The 23,643-nt window shown below is 46.8% G+C and carries 16 protein-coding genes and 5 pseudogenes; 15 read left to right on the top strand and 6 right to left on the bottom strand.

Going from position 1 to position 23,643, the window contains the following annotated elements; genetic code table 11:
• Positions 1-153: 153 nt before the first annotated feature.
• Positions 154-420: a DUF3622 domain-containing protein gene (locus tag TZ48_RS20650; protein WP_042500849.1), complete on the top strand. Its 267-nt coding sequence runs from the start codon at positions 154-156 to the stop codon at positions 418-420.
• A gap of 67 nt (positions 421-487) precedes the next feature.
• Here the strand turns inward: TZ48_RS20650 and TZ48_RS20645 are convergent, their stop codons facing one another.
• The 3 genes and pseudogenes from TZ48_RS20645 to tsaA all read right to left on the bottom strand — a co-directional run bounded on the left by TZ48_RS20645 (position 488) and on the right by tsaA (position 3,831).
• Complete coding sequence (locus TZ48_RS20645) at positions 488-1,159, bottom strand: tellurite resistance TerB family protein (protein ID WP_112480491.1); 672 nt, start codon at positions 1,157-1,159, stop codon at positions 488-490.
• Positions 1,160-1,271: 112 nt separating this feature from the next.
• A pseudogene (locus TZ48_RS20640) lies at positions 1,272-2,986 on the bottom strand (proline--tRNA ligase).
• 140 nt (positions 2,987-3,126) lie between these two features.
• On the bottom strand, positions 3,127-3,831 hold the full coding sequence (tsaA, locus tag TZ48_RS20635) for a tRNA (N6-threonylcarbamoyladenosine(37)-N6)-methyltransferase TrmO (protein ID WP_112480490.1): 705 nt from the start codon (positions 3,829-3,831) through the stop codon (positions 3,127-3,129).
• Positions 3,832-4,198: 367 nt separating this feature from the next.
• Here tsaA and TZ48_RS20630 point away from each other — a divergent pair, with 367 nt between their 5' ends.
• The gene (locus tag TZ48_RS20630) at positions 4,199-5,785 is read left to right on the top strand and encodes an AbgT family transporter (protein ID WP_112480489.1); all 1,587 of its coding nucleotides are present in this window, start codon (positions 4,199-4,201) and stop codon (positions 5,783-5,785) included.
• Positions 5,786-5,858: 73 nt separating this feature from the next.
• Here the strand turns inward: TZ48_RS20630 and TZ48_RS20625 are convergent.
• The 3 genes and pseudogenes from TZ48_RS20625 to map all read right to left on the bottom strand — a co-directional run bounded on the left by TZ48_RS20625 (position 5,859) and on the right by map (position 10,040).
• Positions 5,859-6,243, bottom strand: a pseudogene (locus tag TZ48_RS20625) (DUF3461 family protein).
• A gap of 179 nt (positions 6,244-6,422) precedes the next feature.
• Positions 6,423-9,046 (bottom strand): annotated as a pseudogene (gene glnD, locus TZ48_RS20620) (bifunctional uridylyltransferase/uridylyl-removing protein GlnD).
• A 115-nt stretch (positions 9,047-9,161) separates the two neighbouring features.
• Positions 9,162-10,040 carry a type I methionyl aminopeptidase gene (gene map, locus TZ48_RS20615; protein WP_112480488.1) on the bottom strand — a complete coding sequence of 293 codons (879 nt, stop codon included), beginning with the start codon at positions 10,038-10,040 and terminating at the stop codon, positions 9,162-9,164.
• Positions 10,041-10,425: 385 nt separating this feature from the next.
• Between map and rpsB the strand changes: the two genes are divergently transcribed.
• The 13 genes and pseudogenes from rpsB (at position 10,426) to lpxA (ending at position 23,550) form a co-directional block, all read left to right on the top strand.
• A complete protein-coding gene (gene rpsB, locus TZ48_RS20610) occupies positions 10,426-11,157 on the top strand; it encodes a 30S ribosomal protein S2 (protein WP_006072474.1) in 732 nt (243 codons plus the stop codon).
• Between the two features lie 128 nt (positions 11,158-11,285).
• On the top strand, positions 11,286-12,128 hold the full coding sequence (gene tsf / locus TZ48_RS20605; RefSeq protein WP_112480487.1) for a translation elongation factor Ts: 843 nt from the start codon (positions 11,286-11,288) through the stop codon (positions 12,126-12,128).
• A gap of 152 nt (positions 12,129-12,280) precedes the next feature.
• Positions 12,281-13,012, top strand: coding sequence for a UMP kinase (gene pyrH, locus TZ48_RS20600; protein WP_042476351.1), 732 nt, complete (start codon positions 12,281-12,283; stop codon positions 13,010-13,012).
• Positions 13,013-13,095: 83 nt separating this feature from the next.
• Entirely contained in the window at positions 13,096-13,653 is a 558-nt protein-coding gene (gene frr, locus TZ48_RS20595; protein ID WP_042476355.1) for a ribosome recycling factor, read from the top strand.
• A gap of 94 nt (positions 13,654-13,747) precedes the next feature.
• A complete protein-coding gene (locus TZ48_RS20590; protein WP_112480486.1) occupies positions 13,748-14,503 on the top strand; it encodes an isoprenyl transferase in 756 nt (251 codons plus the stop codon).
• A gap of 12 nt (positions 14,504-14,515) precedes the next feature.
• Positions 14,516-15,357 (top strand): annotated as a pseudogene (locus TZ48_RS20585) (phosphatidate cytidylyltransferase).
• A 61-nt stretch (positions 15,358-15,418) separates the two neighbouring features.
• Positions 15,419-16,617 (top strand): annotated as a pseudogene (ispC, locus tag TZ48_RS20580) (1-deoxy-D-xylulose-5-phosphate reductoisomerase).
• 62 nt (positions 16,618-16,679) lie between these two features.
• Entirely contained in the window at positions 16,680-18,038 is a 1,359-nt protein-coding gene (rseP, locus tag TZ48_RS20575) for a sigma E protease regulator RseP (RefSeq protein ID WP_112480485.1), read from the top strand.
• Between the two features lie 47 nt (positions 18,039-18,085).
• The gene (bamA, locus tag TZ48_RS20570) at positions 18,086-20,524 is read left to right on the top strand and encodes an outer membrane protein assembly factor BamA (RefSeq protein WP_112480484.1); all 2,439 of its coding nucleotides are present in this window, start codon (positions 18,086-18,088) and stop codon (positions 20,522-20,524) included.
• Between the two features lie 71 nt (positions 20,525-20,595).
• Positions 20,596-21,096, top strand: coding sequence for an OmpH family outer membrane protein (locus TZ48_RS20565; protein ID WP_112480500.1), 501 nt, complete (start codon positions 20,596-20,598; stop codon positions 21,094-21,096).
• Positions 21,097-21,118: 22 nt separating this feature from the next.
• Positions 21,119-22,150 carry a UDP-3-O-(3-hydroxymyristoyl)glucosamine N-acyltransferase gene (gene lpxD / locus TZ48_RS20560; protein ID WP_112480483.1) on the top strand — a complete coding sequence of 344 codons (1,032 nt, stop codon included), beginning with the start codon at positions 21,119-21,121 and terminating at the stop codon, positions 22,148-22,150.
• 178 nt (positions 22,151-22,328) lie between these two features.
• Positions 22,329-22,760, top strand: coding sequence for a 3-hydroxyacyl-ACP dehydratase FabZ (gene fabZ / locus TZ48_RS20555; RefSeq protein WP_420822974.1), 432 nt, complete (start codon positions 22,329-22,331; stop codon positions 22,758-22,760).
• A gap of 1 nt (position 22,761) precedes the next feature.
• On the top strand, positions 22,762-23,550 hold the full coding sequence (gene lpxA, locus TZ48_RS20550) for an acyl-ACP--UDP-N-acetylglucosamine O-acyltransferase (RefSeq protein ID WP_112480482.1): 789 nt from the start codon (positions 22,762-22,764) through the stop codon (positions 23,548-23,550).
• Positions 23,551-23,643 lie beyond the last annotated feature (93 nt).

The raw sequence follows: 23,643 nt of genomic DNA, 5'->3' as shown, positions 1-23,643 counted from the left end.
TAATGAAGTCCTCAGTGGAAACACTGGGGACTTTTTCTTATAAAAACTCTGAGCGTCAGCGTTCGATTTGTGTTCTAATACCGCGCTGGCTTAGGGATGGTCAGCATTACATTGCTGGAATATCCCTTAACAAAGTCTTTAGGAAATACATAAATGTCTGAAAATAAAAAATTTACTATCCGTCTAACGGAAAAACGTAACGGCTGGTCTGCAGAGATCATTCGTCAAGTGACTTCTCGTCGCACGGTCGTGTCTAAGCGTGAGATGGGCTTTGAGAGCCAAGAGTTGGCTCAAGCGTGGGCAGATAAAGAGCTCGCTGGTTTTATCGAAAACCAAGCAAAGCGTAATGAGCGTAAAGCAGAAGCTCGCGCAGCGAAAGCAGAAGCAGCAGCGAAAGCTGAAGCTGATAGCGAAGAGTAGTTCTTTTCGCTCTGATGGTGGTTCCTAGGGATACCCCTAGGAACGCATTATCTCTTTCAACTCAGTTCTACTGACTTACCTGAGCGTTCAGTTGCTCAACCAAACCATCCTCTAGCCCAAGTTGGGTTGCCAACTCTTTCAAATACGCTTTTTCCATAAAGTTTTGTTCATCCGCCACTAATAGGCTGGCTAGGTATATTTCGGTTGCGTGCTCTGGTGACACGGCCAATCGCGCGATCTCAGTAGGATCAAGAGGTTTAGCTATCTCGGCTTGAATCAATTGTTGCACTGATGCGTCAGCATCGATTTGGGTGAGTGCTTGTTCGATCTTTGCCATCTCTTGCTCGTCAATATGTCCATCGGCCTTGGCCGCGGCGATCATTGCTCTTAGTACTGATTCATCGTGTTGCGAGGTTTGGGTAAAGTTAGCTGGGGTTTGCGGCGAGCTAGAGGCGTTGGACTCTCCCTTGTTGTAGTCGTTGTACAGCTTGTAAGCGAGAGCGCCTAGTGCTGCAGCGCCGCCGACACCCAATGCGGTCTTTCCCATTTTTTTGGTCTTCTTAGAGCCCATAAGCATACCGAGTAAACCGCCGCCTACTGCTCCAGCACCTAGTGCACCAAGGGTTTTCTTATCACCGAGAGCTTGACCGATGCTTGACGAGGACTGGCTCGCTTTTTGGGTGGCTTGATTGACGATATCTGAATTAAGGGCTTGGTTAAGCAGTGATTTTAGGTTCATCTGTGACTCCTAGTCAGGTGGCATTGCACCATCATAAGAAAGCGAACATGAACAGAGTATGAAGGCAATAAAAAAGGCCGCATAGCGGCCTTTAGGATAATTTGGGTAACGATTAAGCTAGCTGAGCTTTCACGTGAGCCACGATATCATCGATAGCAATTGGCGTTTTGTCACCAGTACGGCGGTTCTTGTATTCGAAGTTGCCTTCGTCCATGCTGCGGTCACCAATAACTACAGTATGAGGAACACCAACAAGCTCCATATCAGAGAACATCACACCTGGACGTTCTTTACGATCGTCAAATAGCACTTCGATGCCAGCTGCAGTCAGTTCTGCGTATAGCTTCTCAGCGGCTTCTTTAACGCGCTCAGATTTGTGCATGTTCATCGGTACGATCGCAACTTGGAATGGTGCGATAGCGTCAGGCCAGATGATACCGTGCTTGTCGTTGTTCTGTTCGATAGCCGCAGCTACCACACGAGAAACACCGATACCGTAACAACCCATCTCTAGGATAACGTTTTTGCCGTCAGGGCCAAGTACGCCACAGTTCATCTTCTCAGAGTAGTTCTTACCAAGTTGGAAGATGTGACCCACTTCGATACCACGCTTAAGCAGGATAGTACCTTGACCACATGGGTTGGATCGCCTTCAACAACGTTACGTAGGTCTTCTACTTTACCAAGCTCAACGTCACGACCCCAGTTGATGCCAAAGTAGTGCTTGTCATCAATGTTTGCGCCAGCGCCAAAGTCGCTCATTACGGCAACCGAACGGTCAACAATAAATGGTAGCTCAAGACCTACAGGGCCCAGTGAACCAGGGCCTGCGCCAATCGCTGCGCGAATTTCTTCTTCTGTTGCCATCTCTAGAGGAGAGGCTACCTCAGCTAGATTTTCTGCTTTGATTTCATTTAGCTCGTGGTCGCCACGGATGATTAGGCCGACAAGCGGCGCTTCGATTTCATCAGACGCTTTCACAAACAGTGTTTTCACTGTTTTCTCGATTGGTAGGTCAAACTGCTCAACAAGCTCAGCAATGGTTTTCGCATTTGGCGTATCGACCATTGTCATATCGATAGTTGGAGCGGCAAGCTCTACTGCAGGCGCTAGTGCTTCTGCTTTTTCGATGTTTGCTGCGTAGTCAGACTCAGAAGAGAAGGCGATAAGGTCTTCGCCGCTTTCTGCCAATACGTGGAATTCGTGTGAGCCGTTACCACCGATAGCACCGGTATCAGCCAGTACAGGGCGGTAGTCTAGACCCATACGGTCAAACGCTTTGCAGTAAGCATCGTGCATCGCTTCGTAAGACTTCTCTAAGCCTTCTTTGTCGATGTCGAAGCTGTACGCATCCATCATTGAGAATTCACGTGCACGCATCACACCAAAACGTGGGCGGCGCTCATCACGGAATTTAGTTTGGATTTGGTACAGGTTCAGTGGTAGCTGCTTGTACGAGTTTACTTCGTTACGCACAAGGCTAGTGATCACTTCTTCTGCTGTTGGGCTAAGTACAAACGGACGCTCATGACGGTCAGTGAAGCGAAGAAGCTCATCACCCATCTTTTCAGATCGGCCTGTCTCTTCCCATAGTTCAAACGGCTGCACTACGGGCATCAAAGTCTCAACTGCACCTGCATTATCGATCTCTTGGCGAACGATGTTTTCGACTTTACGCAGAACACGTAGACCCGTAGGTAGCCAAGTGTATAGACCTGAAGCTAGTTTACGAATCATACCTGCACGCAGCATGAGCTGGTGACTTACAACTTCTGCGTCGTTTGGTGTCTCCTTCAGAGTAGAAAGAAGATAGTTACTGGTACGCATTTATGGGTATCCGTTCATCATGTTGATAGTAAATCTGGCAGAGATGCCCAAATTGAGTTAAGCCGCTTATGATATCAGCCAAATGGCTTTCTACCAAATGACTTTCTACCAAATGCTTTTCATTGATTAACACTCAGGATTCATTGTTCAGAGGCTTCAATCGCGGTGACGACGATATGATCGCTCAGTGCTTTGAACTTTACGTTCCAGTCAAACAATCTCACGCCATATTCTTTGTCATCAAGCTTGCCCTTTTTATAGGCCGGCCTTGGGTCTTGCGCCAACACTTCACGGATAATTTGTTGTTTATGCTCTCCCTCGGGAGCCTTCGATAACGCTTCAACTGCTGAGGGTAAAAATGTTACTTCGGTTGCTTCTGGCTCGGATTCCGCGTATCCCCCTTTAGCATCTGTGATGGCGTCGGAGTAGGGGATATAAGGCTTAATATCAATAATAGGGGTACCATCGACGAGATCGACGCTACCGACATCGATAAACACTTGTTGACCCTTCTGTCTTACCCCTCGAAATTCAACTGCAGACATTCCTATACCATTGGGTCTAAATGTGGCGCGGCTAGCCAGCACGCCAATGCGTTCATTGCCACCTAAGCGAGGTGGTCTTACCGTTGGTTTCCAGCCCGCTTCTAGATTTTGATCAAACAAAAATAGCAGCCATAGATGCGAGAACTGCTCAAGACCGCGAACGGCTTCTAGACAATTAATGTCTCCCTGTAGGGCAATTGAGGCAGTGGCACTTGGTACTAATCTGGGCTGCCTGGGGACGGCAAACTTCTCTTTATAGGGGGAATGAATGGTGCCGATTGGGTGCAAAGAGTAGCTCATTGACTGAGTCCTGGTTCACATAATTCAATATTCATCATTTCAGACGCGCGGTTTTTTTTCAATCTCGATATGTTGAGGTTTTTTTAGAGCTAATCCCCTGTCACTAGGGTGAAAAGATGAATATGTCACAAGAATGTTATAGGTTATTTTATATCCAGATCGATATAAGTCATTGTATAGTTGATAACAGGGTGGTTAAAAATTGCACTTAATTTACAATTGGCAACATTTTAGGCTTTTATTATTGAGCTCGCTCACGTACCCTGCGCCTGCTTTTTACAAAGTTGTCAGAAATAAGACCGATCAGTGTCATCTGAAGTAAAGAACTTTGTTAACAGCTAGGACAATATAAAAAAGGAGGGGACAGATGAGTTCATCTGCCACAATGAAACACAACAAGCCAAAAAAGCCTCTATTTACCCGTTTTCTAGACGGCGTTGAGTACTTGGGGAACCTATTACCCCACCCAATCACACTATTTGCGATTTTCTGTCTAGCTATTCTTGTCATGTCTGGCATCGCTGGATACTTCGATGTTGCCGTTGCTGATCCTCGCCCTGAAGGTGCTGCTGGTCGTGCTGCGAACGGTATGATTGAAGTTGTGAGCCTTCTAAATGCTGAAGGTCTACAGTTAATTGTTACTAACCTAGTGAAAAACTTCACAGGCTTCGCCCCACTTGGTACCGTACTCGTTGCGATGCTTGGTGTCGCGATCGCTGAGCACTCAGGTATGCTTTCAGCGGCGATGCGTGGTCTAGTTATGGGCGCATCTAAGCGCATGGTAACAGTGACAGTTGTATTTGCTGGTATCATTTCTAACACAGCTTCAGAGCTTGGTTACGTCGTACTTATTCCGTTGGCAGCAATGCTGTTCCACTCTTTAGGACGTCACCCTCTAGCGGGTCTTGCTGCTGCATTTGCTGGTGTATCGGGCGGTTATTCTGCAAACCTACTTATCGGTACGGTAGACCCACTGCTTTCAGGTATTACTGAAACTGCAGCACAAATGATCGATCCTACGTACACCGTTGGCCCAGAGTCGAACTGGTACTTCATGTTTGTATCGACGTTCTTTATCGCTATCACGGGTGCGTTTGTAACCGAGAAAATCGTTGAGCCAAAACTGGGTAAATACAACGATGAAGAAGCCTCAGAAGATCTGTCTAACGACAGCATGGGCTCTTTGACTGCGGTTGAGAAAAAAGGCCTGAAAATGGCGGGTATTGCGGTTCTTCTAGTGAGCGCTATTATCGCATCGACAGTGGTTCCAGAGAACGGTGTACTTCGTACTGCAGACGGTCAAATCGCGGGCTCTCCGTTCCTTAAGAGTATCGTAGCCTTCATCTTTGTATTCTTCGCAATTCCAGGCTTTGTTTACGGCAAAGTGACGGGCTCTATGAAGAATGACCGTGATGTCATTGATGCCATGTCGAAGTCTATGTCTTCGATGGGCATGTACATTGTACTCGTGTTCTTTGCCGCGCAATTTGTGGCTTTCTTTAAGTGGACTAACTTCGGTCAAGTATTCGCAGTAGCGGGCGCGGACTTCCTGCAGACTATCGGTCTAACGGGTCCTGCTCTGTTCTTCGCATTTATCCTAATGTGTGGCTTCATCAACCTGATGATCGGCTCAGCATCGGCTCAGTGGGCGGTAACCGCGCCTATCTTCGTACCTATGCTGATGCTAGTAGGTTACGCTCCTGAGACGATTCAGGCGGCATACCGTATCGGTGACTCTACGACGAACATCATCACACCAATGATGAGCTACTTCGGTCTTATTCTTGCGGTAGCGACCCGTTACATGAAGAACCTAGGTATCGGTACGCTGATCGCGACCATGCTGCCTTACTCAATCTGCTTCATCGTAGGTTGGAGTATTCTGTTCTACGTATGGGTATTCCTACTAGGCTTGCCAGTAGGCCCTGGTGCGGCAACGTACTACACGCCTTAAGCGAAGATTCAATTATCGATACAAACAAAAATGCTCCCAACTGGGAGCATTTTTTTATCGGTTGAACTGGTTGCTATTTCAGCTTCTCTAGGTCTGCTTCAATCTCAGCAATTTTACTCGACACGACTTTTTCTAAGTGACGAAGGTCGGATAGGATCTTCTGCTTCACATCGACTTCGGTGGCTTCAATCGGCTTGGTGAGACGGTTAAGCTCGTCAATCACCAGTGTCAGGTTGCGATTGATTTCAGTGACCTGCTTATAGCTTTGACTACTACTGTCTGTGCGGACGTTTTTGACTTGCCTTGGATATTTGAATTTGACACTTTTCGCAAACAGCTCACCTTTCTGCTTACGAAAAATAGATTTTTAACACATCTTTATGCGCTTCTTGGCGTAGGGAATAACGCTCTATTTGTTTAGGATCTTGGATGCCTAAACCAATGAGGTTTGGGTACATAGATGACCTCTTGGGTTGTGTGCTTCTTTTACAACTGTAGCAGGCAATGATTAGGTAGGTAGCTGATTAGAGTGCGGTTTACAGAGATTTGTGGAGGAGATCGCCTAAATGACGATCTCCTTTGCGTGAAGTGACTGGTGTTTGAAATTTAACCAGATGCAATGACTGGTAGAGTGTTTCTAAGTAGTGATTTGTTCTGAAATATTCTCTTGCAGCTTTTGCTGCAAAAGAGCTTGCTCCTCATCGGTAAGACGAGAGCCGCTCTCACCTGTTAAGATAAACAAGTCTTCAGCGCGCTCACCTATGGTGGTAATTTTTGCTCCGTGAAGACTCAGGTTTAGTTGGGCAAAGGTCGCACCTACTTTTGCAAGCAAACCCGGAGCATCGAGCGCCACTAACTCCATCAAGGTACGTTTCTTACCTTTGGTAGGCAAAAAGTCGACCTTGGTTTTCACGTTGAAGTGCTTGAGGTTTCGTGGAGCACGGCGCGTCTTGATCTTGGTCGGTCTGCCATCTTCAAGTACATGGATGAGATGTTTGATGACCGCAGGGTGACGACTGCATTCAATGGCATCACCATGTTGATCAAGCACCATAAAGGTATCCAGCACAAATCCATCTTTGCTGGTCATGATTTGCGCGTCGTGGACGTTGAAGTTGCGTCTATCAAGCTCTGCAACCACGGTGGCAAACAGAGCCGGTTGGTCTTTGCTGTAAACAAAGACTTCTGTACCGCCTCGGGTGGCGTTTTTACTCATCAAGACTAGAGGCTTAGAGGGATCTTCAAGCTTGAGGATATGCTCGCTGTGCCAAGCGATCTGTTTGTGCGTATGACGAAGGAAGTAGTCCGCCTTAAAGCGTTGCCATAGGACTTCAATTTCACGGGCAACAAAGCCTTGTTTGCGAAGTAGGGCAGAAGCCAGCTGCTGATTGTGGCGAATGCGATCACGTACATCGACAGGGTTTTCCAACCCTCGGCGCAACACGCGCTGAGTAGAGTAGAAAAGCTCCGCCAATAAGGTGCGCTTCCAACTGTTCCAAAGTTCAGGGTTGGTGGCGCTAATATCGGCGACAGTTAAGCATAGTAAGTACTCGAGGTACTCCTCATCGCGGACTTTTTTAGCGAACTCGATAATGACGTCGGGATCGTAAATATCGCGGCGCTGAGCGGTCACTGACATCAGTAAGTGATTTTGCACCAGCCACGACACGAGCTTGGCTTCCGGCTTTGATAAACCATGCTCCATGCAAAAATCAAACGCTTCAACGGCGCCAATCTCAGAGTGGTCACCGCCACGTCCTTTACCAATATCATGGAAAATAGCCGCCAAGATCAGCAGCTCTTTCTTGTGCATCCTTGGGTAGATTTCACAACAGATAGGGTGCTTGCTGTAGCTCTCTTCGAGGCTATAGGTATGGATATGATTGAGAAGACGCACACTGTGCTCATCGACGGTGTAAACGTGGAACAGGTCAAATTGCATCTGGCCAACGATTTGGCTCCACTGAGGTAGATAAGCGGCCAGTACACCTAATTTGTGCATCAAGCGAAATGCGCGATGAAGGGCGTTGGGGTGGCGCACCAAATCCATGAACTTTTCTCTTGCTTCAGGAATCGTGTGCAGGAACTTGTTCAGTCTGCGCCTTGCGGTGCGCAGCTGTCTTAGTGTCGCAGGGCTGACACCTTCGATGCTGGAGTCGTTGGCGATATGAATAAACATATCGAGAATGGTCTCGGGACGCGCTTGGAACAGTGCAGGTTTTCTCGCTTCAATCAGTTTACCACGACGTTGGAAATCCGCGTCGATCACCTCAGCTTGCTGGATTTGACCTTTGTTAATGATGGCTTGATCAAACAGCTTTAGAAGCATTTTGTTGAGCTCTGCCACTCGTCTTAACGTGCGGTAGAACTCTTTCATCATGGTTTCTACAGCGACGTTGCCTTCACCAACAAACCCCAAATTTTCAGCCACTTGCGCTTGGTGAGCAAACATTAGGCGATTGTCGTATCTTCTCAGCTCAATGTGCAGAGCAAAGCGCACTCGCCAAAGGAAGTTTTGACACTCGACGAGTTCGCGGTACTCAGCATCGGTCAGAAAACCAAAGCGGCTCATCTCATAGAGCGATGTGGCGCCAAAGTGGCTGCGTGCCACCCAGCTCAATGTGTGGATATCACGTAGGCCGCCAGGAGTCGATTTAATATCGGGCTCGAGGTTGTATGTGGTGTCGTGAAATTTTGCGTGACGTGCTCGCTGCTCTTCAATTTTGGCGCGATAGAAGGTTTCCGATGGCCAGAAGTTGTCGGAGTCAATCTGCGCTTTGAGTTGAGAGAAGGTGTCTTCGCTGCCGCACAGCAATCTGGCTTCTTGTAGGTTGGTGGCAACGGTTAAATCGGATTGACCGATCTCAATACACTCTTCAACGGTGCGCACCGCATGACCGACTTCGAGTCTGAGATCCCAAAGTAAGGTAATGAACTCACTGATGGTACTTTCTAAAGCAGCGGGGATCTTTTTGCGCGATACCACCAAGATATCAATATCTGATAGCGGGTGAAGCTCCCCGCGACCATAACCGCCGACAGCACCAGTGACAGATAGGTCTGGTTAGACAGTTCAGAGGCAGCCCAAAGGCGACGCAGTAGTTGGTCGATATAATCCGAACGGCCGAGTACGAGATCGGTTATCGGGTGGTGATTGAGAAACTCTTGCTTTTGATGTTCGGCAAAGGTTTCGAGCTGAGCTTTGAGCTCTTGAATATTAAGTTGCTCATCACTGAGCGATGTTGGGCTTTGAAAAGTCATGTGTGCAATCCGTGCAAGCAAAAAAATGTCACTAACAAGGGTTATACCAAAATAGGCCGGATAAAAAATATCCCCAGTAAGTGGGGATATTTTTACATACGTAGAGCAGCGAAGATTATAGGTTATTCATATGGCGAGGAATACTCTCTTCGCTACGAAGAGTCAGCACTTCACAACCTGTCTTCGTGACAACAATGGTGTGCTCCCACTGTGCGGAGTTTTTACCATCGCCTGTGTACACTGTCCAATCGTCTTCTGCGTCGATGCTGCAACCAAACTTACCGGCGTTAATCATCGGCTCGATCGTGAACACCATGCCTTCTTTTAGCACGCGGCGGTCGTTGTTTTTGTAGTGAACCACTTGCGGCTCTTCATGGAACTCAGAGCCAATGCCGTGACCACAGAAATCTTTCACGATAGAGAACTTGTTGCGTGGGTTCTTTTTGTTGTTCGCTTTGATGAATTTCTCGATTTCAGTACCGATAGCGCCAACGGTAGAGCCTGGCTTAACAGTTTTCATACCAAGGTATAGCGCTTCTTGAGCAACCATCACAAGGCGCTTGTCGGCAGGAGAGACGTCACCCACGAGGAACATTTTAGACGTGTCACCGTGGTAGCCCTCTGGGCGAGTGTCCAGAGACGCGTTTTCATCGTTAGGGATGATAACCGTTACGTCGACGTTGACGATGTCACCGTTTTTAAGAACAGCAGGCTTGAGTTTGCCTGTGGTACCCATCTCGTCTTGTTCTGCTGGGATGCCGTGACAAACGATATGGTTGATAGAGGTACAGATTGATTTTGGGTAACCGTGGTAATCAAGCGGCGCAGAATAGGCGCCTTTCTCACGAGTATACTCAGCACAAATTCTATCTAGCTCCTCAGTCGTGACCCCTTCCTTTACATGAGGTTCGATCATTTCTAAAAGCTCTGCTGCAAGCTTACCTGCGATTCGCATTCTTTCGATTTCAGCTTCAGTTTTGATTTTGATAGACATCTGTGTTCTCTGTATTTTAAATTGACGCGTTATTCTATCAGTGGCGAGATTAAGCGCAACAAGAATAACTCTCACTTCCCTGTTGATACGTTACTCAGTGTAGTTTGGCTTTGCTAAGACTTCACCTATTGAGCCGTTGCCACTTTGTACATTTCTTGCGATTTTTCTGGAAATCGACCCCTTAAATATGGTATAAAGCGCGCCGATGACAGGACTTAGTCTCTTCACTCTTCTTAGAAAGGGCGGCGAGTTAGGTTGTGCATCAACATACTTTAATTTAAATCCACACACATTTCGTCACATGTTCCGGGGTGCTTGAGTAATCATTCATACCAAGTCGGAACCATGGGAAATGTGGAGGCCTAACCCCATAGAGGAATTTAAAATGGCAACTGTATCAATGCGCGATATGCTAAAAGCTGGTGTTCACTTCGGTCACCAGACTCGTTACTGGAACCCAAAAATGAAGCCATTCATCTTTGGTGCTCGTAACCGCGTACACATCATCAACCTAGAAAAAACTGTACCAATGTTCAACGATGCACTAGCTGAGCTAGCTAAAATCGGTGAGAAGAAAGGTAAAGTTCTTTTCGTTGGTACTAAGCGCGCTGCATCTGAAGCTGTTAAAGAAGCTGCAATCAACGCTGACCAGTTCTACGTGAACAACCGTTGGTTGGGCGGTATGCTAACGAACTACAAAACTGTTCGTCAGTCTATCAAGCGTCTAAAAGATTTCGAAGCACAAGCTCAAGACGGTACTTTCGAGAAACTAACTAAGAAAGAAGCTCTAATGCGCACTCGCGAAATGGAGAAGCTAGAGAAGTCTCTTGGTGGTATCAAGAACATGGGCGGCCTACCAGACGCTCTATTCGTAATCGACGCTGATCACGAGCACATCGCTGTTAAAGAAGCAAACAACCTAGGTATCCCAGTATTTGCTGTTGTTGATACTAACTCTAACCCAGACGGCGTTGACTACGTTATCCCAGGTAACGACGACGCAATCCGTGCAGTACAGCTTTACCTAAACGCTGCTGCAGACGCGGTTAAAGAAGGTCGTAACAAAGATGTTGCTGCTGTAGCTGACAAAGACGGTTTCGTAGAAGAAGCTGAATAATTGCGGCTTTAGCCACACTTAGTTTTGGTAGACACAGAGTCTTCATATAAACTGAGTTATAGTTAGATCAGGGGCCGCATATGTGCCCCTGATTTTTACCCTAATTAGAATCAATCGAGGAATAGAGAATGGCTGTTACTGCTGCTCTAGTTAAAGAACTGCGCGACCGTACTGGCGCAGGCATGATGGAATGTAAGAAAGCGCTTGTTGAAACTAACGGTGACATCGAAGTTGCAATCGAAAACATGCGTAAGTCTGGCGCTGCTAAAGCTGCTAAGAAAGCAGGCAACATCGCTGCTGAAGGCGCGATCATCATCAAAGAAGAGAACGGCGTTGCTGCTCTTCTTGAAGTTAACTGCCAAACTGACTTCGTTGCTAAAGATGCTAACTTCACTGCATTCGCAGAGAAAGTTGCTGCTGACGCACTAGCAACTAAAGCAACAGCTGAAGAGCTAGTTGCTAAGTTCGAAGAAGAGCGCGTTGCTCTTGTTGCTAAGATCGGTGAGAACATCAACATCCGTCGCGTACAGTACGTTGAAGGTGCTGCAATCGCTTCTTACCGTCACGGTGAGAAAATCGGTGTTGTTGTTGCTGGTGAAGGCGACGCAGAAACTCTTAAGCACGTTGCTATGCACGTTGCTGCTTCTCGTCCAGAGTTCGTTAACCCAGAAGACGTACCTGCAGACGTAGTTGAGAAAGAGAAAGCTGTTCAAGTTGAAATCGCTATGAACGAAGGCAAACCAGCTGAAATCGCAGAGAAGATGGTTGTTGGCCGCATGAAGAAATTCACTGGCGAAATCTCTCTAACAGGTCAACCATTCGTAATGGAACCTAAGAAATCTGTTGGCGAAATCCTAAAAGAGCGTGGCGCATCTGTAGCGACATTCGTTCGTCTAGAAGTTGGTGAAGGCATCGACAAGGGCGAGCAAATGAGCTTCGCTGATGAAGTAGCAGCAGCTCAGAAAGGTTAATCCTTGACGATTTGTTGATAAGAGACCGTGGCCTTGGCTGCGGTCTTTTTACGACTAGGCTATCTGTTATTTTTTAGTCGTCATGAGTTGGGATTCCTATACTAGTCTCAACCCATGACCGTTAATCGATAACTCTTTGGAAGGTATACTCCATGACAACGAACCCAAAACCTGCTTATCAACGTATTCTGTTAAAACTTAGTGGCGAGGCTCTACAAGGCGAAGAAGGCTTTGGCATCGACCCTAAAATCTTGGATCGTATGGCTCAAGAAGTAAAAGAGCTAGTAGAACTGGGTGTTCAAGTTGGTGTTGTAATTGGTGGTGGTAACCTATTCCGTGGTGCGGGTCTTGCTGAAGCTGGCATGAACCGTGTTGTTGGTGACCACATGGGTATGCTTGCGACTGTAATGAATGGTCTAGCAATGCGTGATGCTCTACACCGTGCTTATGTTAATGCTCGTGTAATGTCAGCTATCCCACTTAAAGGTGTATGTGACGATTACAACTGGGCAGATGCGATTCGCGAACTTCGTCAAGGTCGCGTAGTGATCTTCTCTGCTGGTACCGGTAACCCATTCTTCACAACTGACTCTGCTGCGTGTCTACGTGGTATTGAAATCGAAGCTGATGTTGTTCTTAAAGCCACCAAGGTAGATGGTGTATTCACTGCTGATCCAGTGGCTAACCCAGATGCTGTATTATGTGATAAGCTTTCGTACAACTCAGTTCTAGAAAAAGAACTGAAAGTAATGGACTTGGCTGCATTCACATTGGCACGTGATCACAAGATGCCAATTCGTGTATTTAACATGAACAAGCCAGGTGCACTTCGCCGAGTTGTGATGGGTGAAGCAGAAGGCACGCTTATCAGCGACGCAGAATAAGAGTACACTCTTAACCAGAATTATCGAAGGACATAGCCTGAAAGCAGACTGGCTTTCAGGTTACTATTATTTAAGGTGATATTGTGATTAACGAAATCCAACAAGACGCTCAAGAGCGCATGGCAAAAAGTGTTGAAGCACTAAAAAACAACCTAACTAAAATCCGTACAGGTCGTGCACACCCAAGCCTTCTTCAAGGCCTTTCTGTTGAGTACTACGGTGCGCCAACACCTCTTAACCAAGTTGCTAACGTTATCGCTGAAGATGCACGTACTCTAGCAATCACGGTATTCGACAAAGAGCTAGCGCCTAAAGTTGAAAAAGCGATCATGATGTCTGACCTAGGTCTAAACCCGATGTCAGCAGGTACGGTTATCCGTGTTCCACTTCCACCACTAACAGAAGAGCGTCGTAAAGACTTAGTTAAAATCGTTCGTGGTGAAGCAGAAGGTGGCCGTGTTGCTATCCGTAACATCCGTCGTGATGCAAACGGTGAGCTTAAAGCGCTTCTAAAAGACAAAGAGATCTCTGAAGACGAAGATCGTAAAGCGCAGGACGAAATTCAAAAAATCACTGACGCAGCCGTTAAGAACGTTGACGAGTTGCTAGCAGCGAAAGAAAAAGAGTTGATGGAAGTCTAATTTTTCATCGATTGACTCTTGTGAAGACGCTGTGCTGACAGCACAGCGTTTTTTTATGCTACTCTGTTCGTCCCAATTATAACTACACTCTTTTATGCAGAACTCAGACACCTTCAACGACGCCCTCCCTAAACATATCGCGATCATCATGGATGGCAACGGCCGTTGGGCAAAGTCCAAAGGCAAGCCTCGCGTATTCGGGCACAAAAAAGGCGTTTCCGCGGTTCGTAAAACGATTTCAGCGGCGGCTAAGCTAAATATTCAAGCCGTGACCTTGTTTGCGTTTAGCAGCGAGAATTGGCGTCGTCCTGAGGACGAAGTTGGCTTATTGATGGAACTCTTTATCACCGTTCTATCAAGCGAAATTAAAAAACTCCATAAGAATAACCTAAGGCTGCGCATTATCGGTGATAAGTCGCGTTTTAACGACAGACTGCAACGCAAAATCGCGGAAGCAGAAGCGCTGACCGAAAACAATACCGGTACTGTGGTCAACGTAGCAGCAAACTATGGTGGTAAGTGGGATATCTTGCAAGCGACAAAAGCCTTAGCTGCGAAAGTAGAGAAAGGTGAGCTAAATGCATCGGATATTACCGAGGACATGATCAGCCAAAATGTCACTATGGCAGACTTGCCAGACGTTGACCTGCTTATCCGCACCAGTGGTGAGTGTCGCATCAGTAACTTTATGCTATGGCAAATGGCTTATGCTGAAATGTACTTTATGGATGAGTACTGGCCAGAATTTAACGAAGATACTCTCGTTAAAGCGATTACCTGGTTCATTAACCGCGAGCGACGCTTCGGATGCACCGGAGAACAAGTCAAAGCGTTGATGGAAGCCAATTAAGGACGATTTAATTTGAAACAACGAATTATTACCGCCCTGATCCTAGCGCCGCTGGTGGTCTGGGGGATCTTTTCTTTGCCACTTCTGTGGTTTTTAGGCCTTGTTTCCGCCATTACTATGATTGGCGTTTGGGAATGGGCACAGTTTACTAAAACTCCGTCTCGCTTACTTGCAATGTTGCCAACGGCTGGAGCATTGATTGCTTCATTGGCTTTGGTGCCGCTTGATGTGGTATCTCTCAATGCTGTTGCACCCGCACATATTGCGATCCTTGGTATTGGGTTTGGTTGGTGGCTGATCGCGAGTGGACTTGCGATGACATACCCTCGATCTTCGATCCTTTGGGAGCGTTCTAACTTTCTTCGCCACCTGTTTGGCATTTTAACGCTTGTTCCATTTTTGTGGAGTATCGTTATTCTTCGTGGTCAGCACTATAACCTTGATCCTTACTATGGCTCTAAACTGGTACTGTTTGTGTGCCTGATTGTTTGGGCAGCCGACAGTGGTGCTTACTTTGCGGGTAAGAGCATGGGCAAGCGTAAAATGGCGCCGAATGTTAGCCCAATAAAACCGTTGAAGGTTTACTTGGTGGCATCGCGGCAGCGCTTATTGTGGCCTGGGGAAGCTCAACGATCTTTGATATCCAATTTGCCAGCTTCACCAGCATGGCTATCATTACGTTAGCGACAGTTGTGATTTCCGTATTAGGTGATTTGGTAGAGAGTATGTTTAAGCGTGTTTCGAAAATTAAAGACAGCAGCAACATCATACCAGGCCATGGAGGGGTGCTTGATCGCGTTGATAGTCTGACTGCAGCCTTCCCAGTCTTTGCCCTCCTATATCTCGTGTTTTAATGTTCTAGAGAGAGAGTGAATTTGTCACTCTCTCTTTGGTTTAACAGTGGTTGTAATTCGCATGCAAAATCTCACCGTTTTAGGTGCTACAGGCTCTATTGGCGCTAGCACTTTAAAAGTTGTCTCGGAAAACCCATCAGCTTTCAATATCTACGCACTCGTCGGCGGCAGAAATGTCACCAAAATGGCGGAGCTTTGCGCTGCATGGCAGCCTGAGTATGCAGTGCTGAGTGAAGAAGCGGATGCTAAGCAGCTCAGATCATTGCTTGTGCCTGGTGCACGCACACAAGTGCTGTTTGGCGAGCAAGCGATGTGTGACGTTTCCAGCGCGAGTGAAGTGGATATGGTGATGGCTGCGATTGTTGGTGCAGCGGGCTGATGCCAACACTTGCTGCGGTAAAAGCGGGTAAACGTGTGCTGCTTGCCAATAAAGAAGCATTGGTGATGTCTGGGCAGTTGTTTATTGATGCTGTGCGAGAGCATGGCGCATCGCTATTACCTGTTGACAGTGAACACAATGCTATCTTCCAGTGTTTACCTGCCCATATTCAAACGAATCTTGGCCACTGTAATCTCAGTGACGCTGGCGTTAATCATATCCTTCTTACAGGTTCGGGTGGCCCATTCCGCTACACTGATGTGGCAGAGCTGCCAAGTAAAACCCCTGCGGAAGCCATTGCGCACCCCAACTGGTCCATGGGGCCTAAAATTTCCGTCGACTCTGCGACGATGATGAACAAAGGCCTTGAGTTTATTGAAGCACGTTGGCTATTCAATACGTCCAAAGAGCAGTTGAAAGTGATTATCCACCCGCAGTCTGTTATTCACTCTATGGTGCAATACAATGATGGCTCTGTGTTGGCGCAGATGGGAGAGCCAGACATGGCAACGCCAATTGCTTACTCAATGTCGTACCCAGATCGAATCCATGCTGGCGTTAAGCCGCTCGACTTTACTAAGGTTAGTGAGCTGACATTCCTAGAGCCTGATTATTCTCGCTACCCATGTTTGGCTTTGGCGATGGAGGCTTGTTTTGAAGGTCAGCATGCGACAACGGCCATTAACGCTGCAAACGAAGTTGCTGTGGAAGCATTCTTAGCAGAAAGCATTCGATTTACTGATATAAGCTCAGTAAATGAACGTGTTATGTCGAAAGTCTGCGCATCAAATGAATTTAAACATTTGGATAACTTGGAAACTATTCTTGAGCTAGATAGAATGGCTCGCAGTTATGCACGTGAGATAGTGCGCTCGTTTTAAATAAAGCCTGTTTAACCTAAAGCGGTTTAATTTAAAGACCGGTTTTAGTAAGAGACCCTGTTATGACTGAACTTTTGTGGAATCTGGCGTCCTTTATCGTCGCACTTGGCATTTTGGTTGCCGTGCACGAATATGGGCACTTCTGGGTAGCGCGCCGCTGTGGCGTGTATGTCGAGAAGTTCTCGATTGGTTTCGGTAAGTCAATCTGGTCTAAAGTCGGCAAAGACGGCACGGAATACAGCATTTCTCTCATTCCACTGGGCGGTTATGTCAAGATGCTCGACAGCCGTGTCGATGAAGTCTCTGAGGTAGATCACAAGTATGCTTTTGATAAAAAGCCTCTGTGGAAAAGAACCGCTATTGTAGGTGCAGGTCCGGCATTTAACTTCTTTTTTGCGGTCTTTGCCTATTGGTTGGTGTTTCTTATTGGTGTACCGGCGGTGAAGCCGGTTGTTGGCCAAGTCACTCCAAGCTCGATTGCTGCGCAAGCTGGCCTAGAGTCTGGCATGCAAATAGTATCGGTGGATGGCAAACAGACGCTTGATTGGGAATCGGTCAATCTTGGGTTAGTGTCTCATATTGGTGATAACCAGATGACGATCACAGTGTCATCAGACAACCAAATAGGAATGGACAAAAAGTTAACACTTGATCTCCGATCGTGGAACTTTAACCCAGAAACAGAGTCTGCTATGGGGACGCTTGGTTTTACTCCGTTTACACCTGAGATCAAGATGACCCTTGTTAACGTGAGTACAGATGGCGCTGGCGCGATGGCAGGCTTGCAAGCAGGAGACACCATTACAGCTGTTGATGGCAAGTCAGTAAGTGAATGGCAGCAGGTGGTGGAGGCAATCCAGGGGAGCGCAAACACCCCATTGCCTTTGACAGTTGAAAGACAAGGCGAAACCGTCGATTTGACTTTGGTGCCGGGTTCGAGAGAGCTGGCAGACGGTTCAATGATTGGTTTTGCTGGCATCGCTCCAGAAGTAGGGGAATGGCCAGAAAACTATCGCTTTGATCTACAATACGGCCCTATTGAAGCGGTAGGCAAAGCCATCGTTAAGACCGGACAAATTATAGAGCTCACCATCACTATGCTGAAGAAGCTTATTGTGGGTGATGTGGGGCTAAACAATCTAAGTGGACCTATCTCCATCGCCAAAGGCGCGGGTACCACAGCGGATTATGGACTGGTTTATTTCTTAGGCTTTTTGGCGCTAATTAGTGTCAACCTAGGGATCATCAACTTAGTGCCGTTACCTATGTTAGATGGTGGGCATTTGATGTTTTTTGCCATTGAGGCAGTGATTAGACGACCAGTACCAGAAAAAGTACAAGAAATGGGGTATCGAGTAGGAGGCGCTATCATCTTCTCCTTGATGCTCATCGCGATTTTTAACGATTTTACACGCCTTTGATATCAGAATTCGGGCAGCAGTATTAGCAAGGAATAATTAGAGCAGGTATGGCGATTAAGCATATTCTATTCGCATCTCTACTGGCGACGAGTGTGTCGGCGAATGGGGCTGAGGATTTTGTTGTACAGGACATTCGTATTGAGGGTTTGCAGAGGGTTGCATTAGGTGCAGCGCTACTAAAAATGCCTGTGCGTATTGGTGATTCTATCGATGGCAAAGACATTTCAGAAATCATCAATGCTCTCTACCAGTCCGGTAACTTTGAAGACATTAAAGTACTGCGTGACAATGACGCGCTGGTCGTTCGTGTTAAAGAGCGACCGACGATTGCAAGCATCTCATTTTCGGGCAACAAAGCGATTAAAGAAGAGCAACTGCAACAAAACTTGGATGCATCGGGTGTGGTTGTCGGTGAGGCTTTAGATCGTACGACGCTGAGCAACATAGAAAAGGGTCTTGAAGACTTTTACTACAGTGTGGGTAAATACAACGCAAAAGTTCAAGCGGTCGTGACACCTCTGCCACGTAACCGTGCGGATTTAAAGTTTGTGTTTACTGAAGGCGTATCCGCGAAGATCAAACAGATTAACTTTATCGGTAACACGGTATTTCCGGATGAAGAGTTATTATCTCGATTCAACTTGAATGTAGATGTGGCTTGGTGGAATTTCTTGGCAGACGATAAGTATCAGAAACAAGTACTTGCTGGTGATATTGAAGCGCTCAAGTCTTACTATCTTGATCGCGGGTATCTAAAATTCAAAGTCGATACAACACAAGTTTCTATTTCACCAGATAAAAAAGGCGTCTATATCACGCTGGGCATCGATGAAGGTGAAGCGTATCGAATTAAAGATGTGAACTTCCGTGGCCAGTTGATCGGTAAGCAAGCCGAGTTTGAAGGAATGGTGCCGTTTGCTGACGGTGACACCTACAACGGCTCTAGCGTGACTGCGCTGGAAGAGAATATTAAACGTGTGCTTGGTGAGTCTGGTTATGCTTACCCACAAGTAAGAACCATTCCTGAGTTTAATGACGAGACCAATGAAGTATCGTTGGTGATCAACGTGGAAGCGGGCAACCGAATCTACGTGCGTGATATCCGATTCACAGGCAACAACTCAACCAAAGATGAAGTACTGCGCCGTGAAATGCGCCAAATGGAGTCTAGCTGGCTGAACTCGAAATCGATTGAAACGGGTAAAAACCGCCTAAACCGATTAGGTTTCTTTGAAACCGTTGACGTTCAAACGGTTCGTGTGCCAGGTACTGAAGACCAAGTTGATTTGGTTTACGATGTTAAAGAGGCAAACTCAGGCAGCGTTAACTTTGGTGTCGGCTACGGTACGGAATCAGGTATCAGCTTCCAGGTTGGTTTGCAGCAAGATAACTTTGCGGGTACTGGTGACCGAGTTGGTATCAGTGCGATGACCAACAAGTATCAGAAAAATATCACACTTGATTACCGCGACCCATACTGGAACCTTGACGGTGTGAGTTTGGGTGGTCAGATCTTCTACAACGAGTTTGAAGCGTCGAAAGCGGGTATCATTGACTATACCGACCAAAGCTATGGTGGTACGTTGACCTGGGGTTTCCCGGTTGATGAACTCAATTACTTAGAGTTTGGTGGTGGTTACACTCATAGCCGTCTTGGCAACATTAAAGAGTACGTACAGATTGAGAAATTCCTACAAGCACAAGCGAAGAACCGCGATGCTGAAGGTAACTTGATCACTGACGATTTCCACCTGACAGCAGCTTGGACACGTAACAATTTAAACCGTGGTCGTTTCCCTACAGCAGGCAACCATCAAAAACTTTACGGAAAAGTGACCGTACCTGGTTCGGATGTTCAATACTTCAAGGCACAATATGACGTCAGACAGTATTTTCCGATTACCCAAAGCCACAGCTTTACGTTATTGTTGAAGGGTCGTCTGGGCTACGGCAACGGTTATGGTCAAACGAACGGCAATGACAACTTGCTACCGTTCTACGAGAACTTCTATGTGGGTGGTTTCTCTACTCTGCGTGGTTTCCGTCAGAACTCGGTAGGCCCGAAAGCGGTGTATAACGATCCAAATGGCGGTGGTTGTGGTAACGTTGGCGGCAACAACCCATGTTACTCTGCGACTGAGCAGTCTGTTGGTGGTAACGCGGTTGCATTGGCCAGTGTTGAGTTGATTGTACCGACACCATTTGCATCGGATGAATTCCGTAACCAAATCCGTACTAGCTTGTTTATGGATGCAGCAAGTCTTTGGGATACAGAGTTTAGCTATCTAGCTCCGGATCCAAATATGCCAGGCAAGCAGTACTATTATGATTACTCCGATCCATCGAACTATCGTGCATCGGTTGGTGTGGCAGTTCAGTGGATGTCTCCAATGGGACCTCTGGTGTTCTCACTAGCAACACCAGTTAAGAAGTTTGAAGGTGATAAAACAGAAGCGTTCACCTTTACTATCGGTAACACATTCTAATTCTGTGGGACTTGCTCCCACAGCATAAGTAAATACAAGTTTTTTAAACAGAGGAATCGACCTTGAAAAATATGATGAAAGCGGCTGGTCTTGGCCTAGTTATCCTTACCTCTTCAATGTTTGCTACAGCAGCAGAAGCGGCTCAGAAAATTGGCTACGTGAACACGCTACAAGTTTTCCAAGCGCTTCCACAACGTGAAGCAACGCTTCAAAAACTACAGAACGAGTTCAAAGACAAAGCGGCTGAGCTGCAAGCAATCCAAGCTGAAGCTACCAAGAAAATGGAAAAGCTACAGCGTGATGGCGAACTACTCGGTTCGGAAGAAGTAGAAAAACTGCGTATCGAAATTGGTCAGCTTGATAGCAAGTACAAGATCAAAGGCCAAGCGCTAGAGAAAGAGAGCCAACGTCGCGAAGCGGAAGAAAAGCAAAAGCTATTCAAAACTATCCAAGAAGCTGTTGAGAAAGTTGCTGAGAAAGAAGGCTATGACATGATCATCGACATTCAAGCGGTAGGCTACGCGAAAGAAGAGTTTAATATCTCAAGCAAAGTTATCGACTCTCTCAAGTAATTAGTTAGCTAGTAGGAATAACATGACAGCATTGACGTTAGCACAGCTTGCTGAAATCACAGGTGGCGAATTGCATGGTGATGGGAATGTACAAATCCACACCGTTGCTCCTATGGACAGAGCGGGCGAAGGCGAAATTACGTTTTTAACCAACGTTAAATACGCAAAGCATCTTGGTGAATGCGGCGCTTCAGCGATTATGGTAAAAGCCTCTGAGCTAGAACATTGTAAAACCAATGCGCTAGTCGTTGCGGACCCGTATGTCGCTTACGCAAAAGTGGCTCAAGCGCTCGACAGCACACCAAGCCCTGCCTCTTCCGGGATTGCAGCTAGCGCTGTCGTATCCCCGGACGCAGTCTTGGGGAATAACGTTTCTATTGGTGCAAATGCTGTCGTAGAGGCCGGTGTAGAGCTGGGTGACAATGTGGTTATCGGCGCGGGCTGTTTCATTGGTAAAGGCGCAAAACTTGGTGCAAATACCAGGCTTTGGGCCAACGTTGCCATCTATCACGATGTGGTGATGGGCTCGGATTGCTTGGTGCAATCAAGCACCGTTATTGGCTCTGATGGTTTTGGTTATGCCAATGAAAAAGGTGAGTGGATTAAGATCCCTCAGCTTGGCACGGTGAGAATTGGTAATCGTGTTGAAATCGGCGCGTGTACTACGATTGACCGCGGAGCCTTGGATGACACGATTATCGAAGATAATGTCATCATCGATAACCAGATGCAGATTGCCCACAATGTGCACATCGGATATGGCACTGCGATGGCCGGTGGTACTATTGTTGCTGGTAGTACTAAGATTGGCAAATATTGCCAAATCGGTGGTGCCAGTGTGCTTAATGGTCACATTGAGATTGCCGATGGTGTTATCGTCACGGGTATGGGCATGGTGATGCGCAGCTTGCCAGAGAAAGGCATCTACTCGTCCGGTATTCCTCTTCAGACTAACAAAGAGTGGCGTAAGACCGCGACTCGCGTTCATCGCATCGATGAGATGAACAAGCGCCTAAAAGCGGTAGAAAAACTGCTCGAGCAGCAAGAGGATTAATTCTCTTACTCAGCTCAATGAAAAAGGCTCGCTTAAGGCGAGTCTTTTTATGTGCGTGAACTTGGTTCAGGTTGAGCGTTGCTCCTGACTGACACTGCGGGGCATTTGGGTATATAATGCCTCTAGATTAGCAAAGAATTGATATAGGATTTTTACTTTGAGCACCGATACTAAAACTATGAACATCACTGAGATCCAGGAACTTCTGCCACATCGTTACCCGTTCCTGCTTATCGACCGAGTGACCGATTATCAAGAAGAAAAGTATCTGACCGCTATCAAGAACGTTTCTGTGAATGAACCGCAATTTACTGGTCACTTTCCACAGTTGCCAGTATTCCCAGGTGTATTGATCCTAGAAGCAATGGCACAAGCGACAGGTCTATTGGCATTTAAGTCGTTTGGCGCACCAAAGGATAACGAACTGTACTACTTCGCAAGTGTTGACAAGGCTAAATTCCGCAAGCCAGTGGTACCAGGCGATCAGCTTATTATCGAAGTTGAATTTGTAAAAGAGCGTCGCGGTATTGCTGCCTTTAACGGTGTTGCAAAAGTTGACGGTGAAGTCGTTTGTTCAGCTGAACTGAAATGTGCTCGTAGAGAGTTTTAATATGATTCATGAGTCTGCCACTATTCACCCTAGTGCTGTTATCGAAGGTAATGTCACTATCGGTGCTAATACCACCGTAGGACCATTTACCTACATTTCGGGTGATATCACCATTGGTGAAAACAACGAAATCATGTCGCATGTTGTGATCAAAGGTAACACAACCATTGGCAATGATAACCGTGTGTTCCCTCAAGCGATTATCGGTGAAGAAAACCAAGATAAGAAGTATGGCGGTGAAGATACGCGTGTTATCGTTGGTGATCGCAACGTTATTCGCGAGAGCGTACAAATTCACCGTGGAACTACTCAAGATAAAACACAGACCGTGGTGGGTAACGACAACCTATTGTGTGTGAATGCTCACATTGCCCATGATGTGATTGTTGGTAATCACACGCATATTGGTAACAATGCCATCCTTGGTGGCCATGTGACTGTGGATGATTACGCTGGTGTCATGGCATTGTCTGCGATACATCCATTCTGTACGGTTGGTGCCTACGCTTATGTAGGCGGCTGCTCTGCAGTGGTTCAAGATGTACCACCATACGTACTGGCTCAGGGTAACCACGCAACGCCATTTGGTCTCAACCTAGTGGGGCTGAAGCGTAATGGCTTTGAAAAGCCGGAGCTTCGCGCGCTACAGAAAGCGTATAAAGAAATCTATCGTTCAGGAAAGACACTGGCGGAAGTGAAGCCAGTTCTTGAAGAAATGGCAAAAGAGTGGAGCTCTGTGGGTCGCTTCGTTGAGATCTTGGAAGCCTCTGAGCGTGGCATTATTCGCTAAATCCGTGCACGACCAAGCTGAAAAGATCGCCAGTCTAACTGGCGGTCTTTTTCTGTTTTAAGAAAACCATAAATTTAAGTAAGTAGGGAACAT

It is taken from the genome of Vibrio variabilis, from assembly GCF_003263785.1.
Lineage (GTDB): Bacteria > Pseudomonadota > Gammaproteobacteria > Enterobacterales > Vibrionaceae > Vibrio > Vibrio variabilis.
The sequence above is the reverse complement of the archived record's forward strand: the minus strand, read 5'-3'. Positions and strand labels throughout refer to the sequence as shown.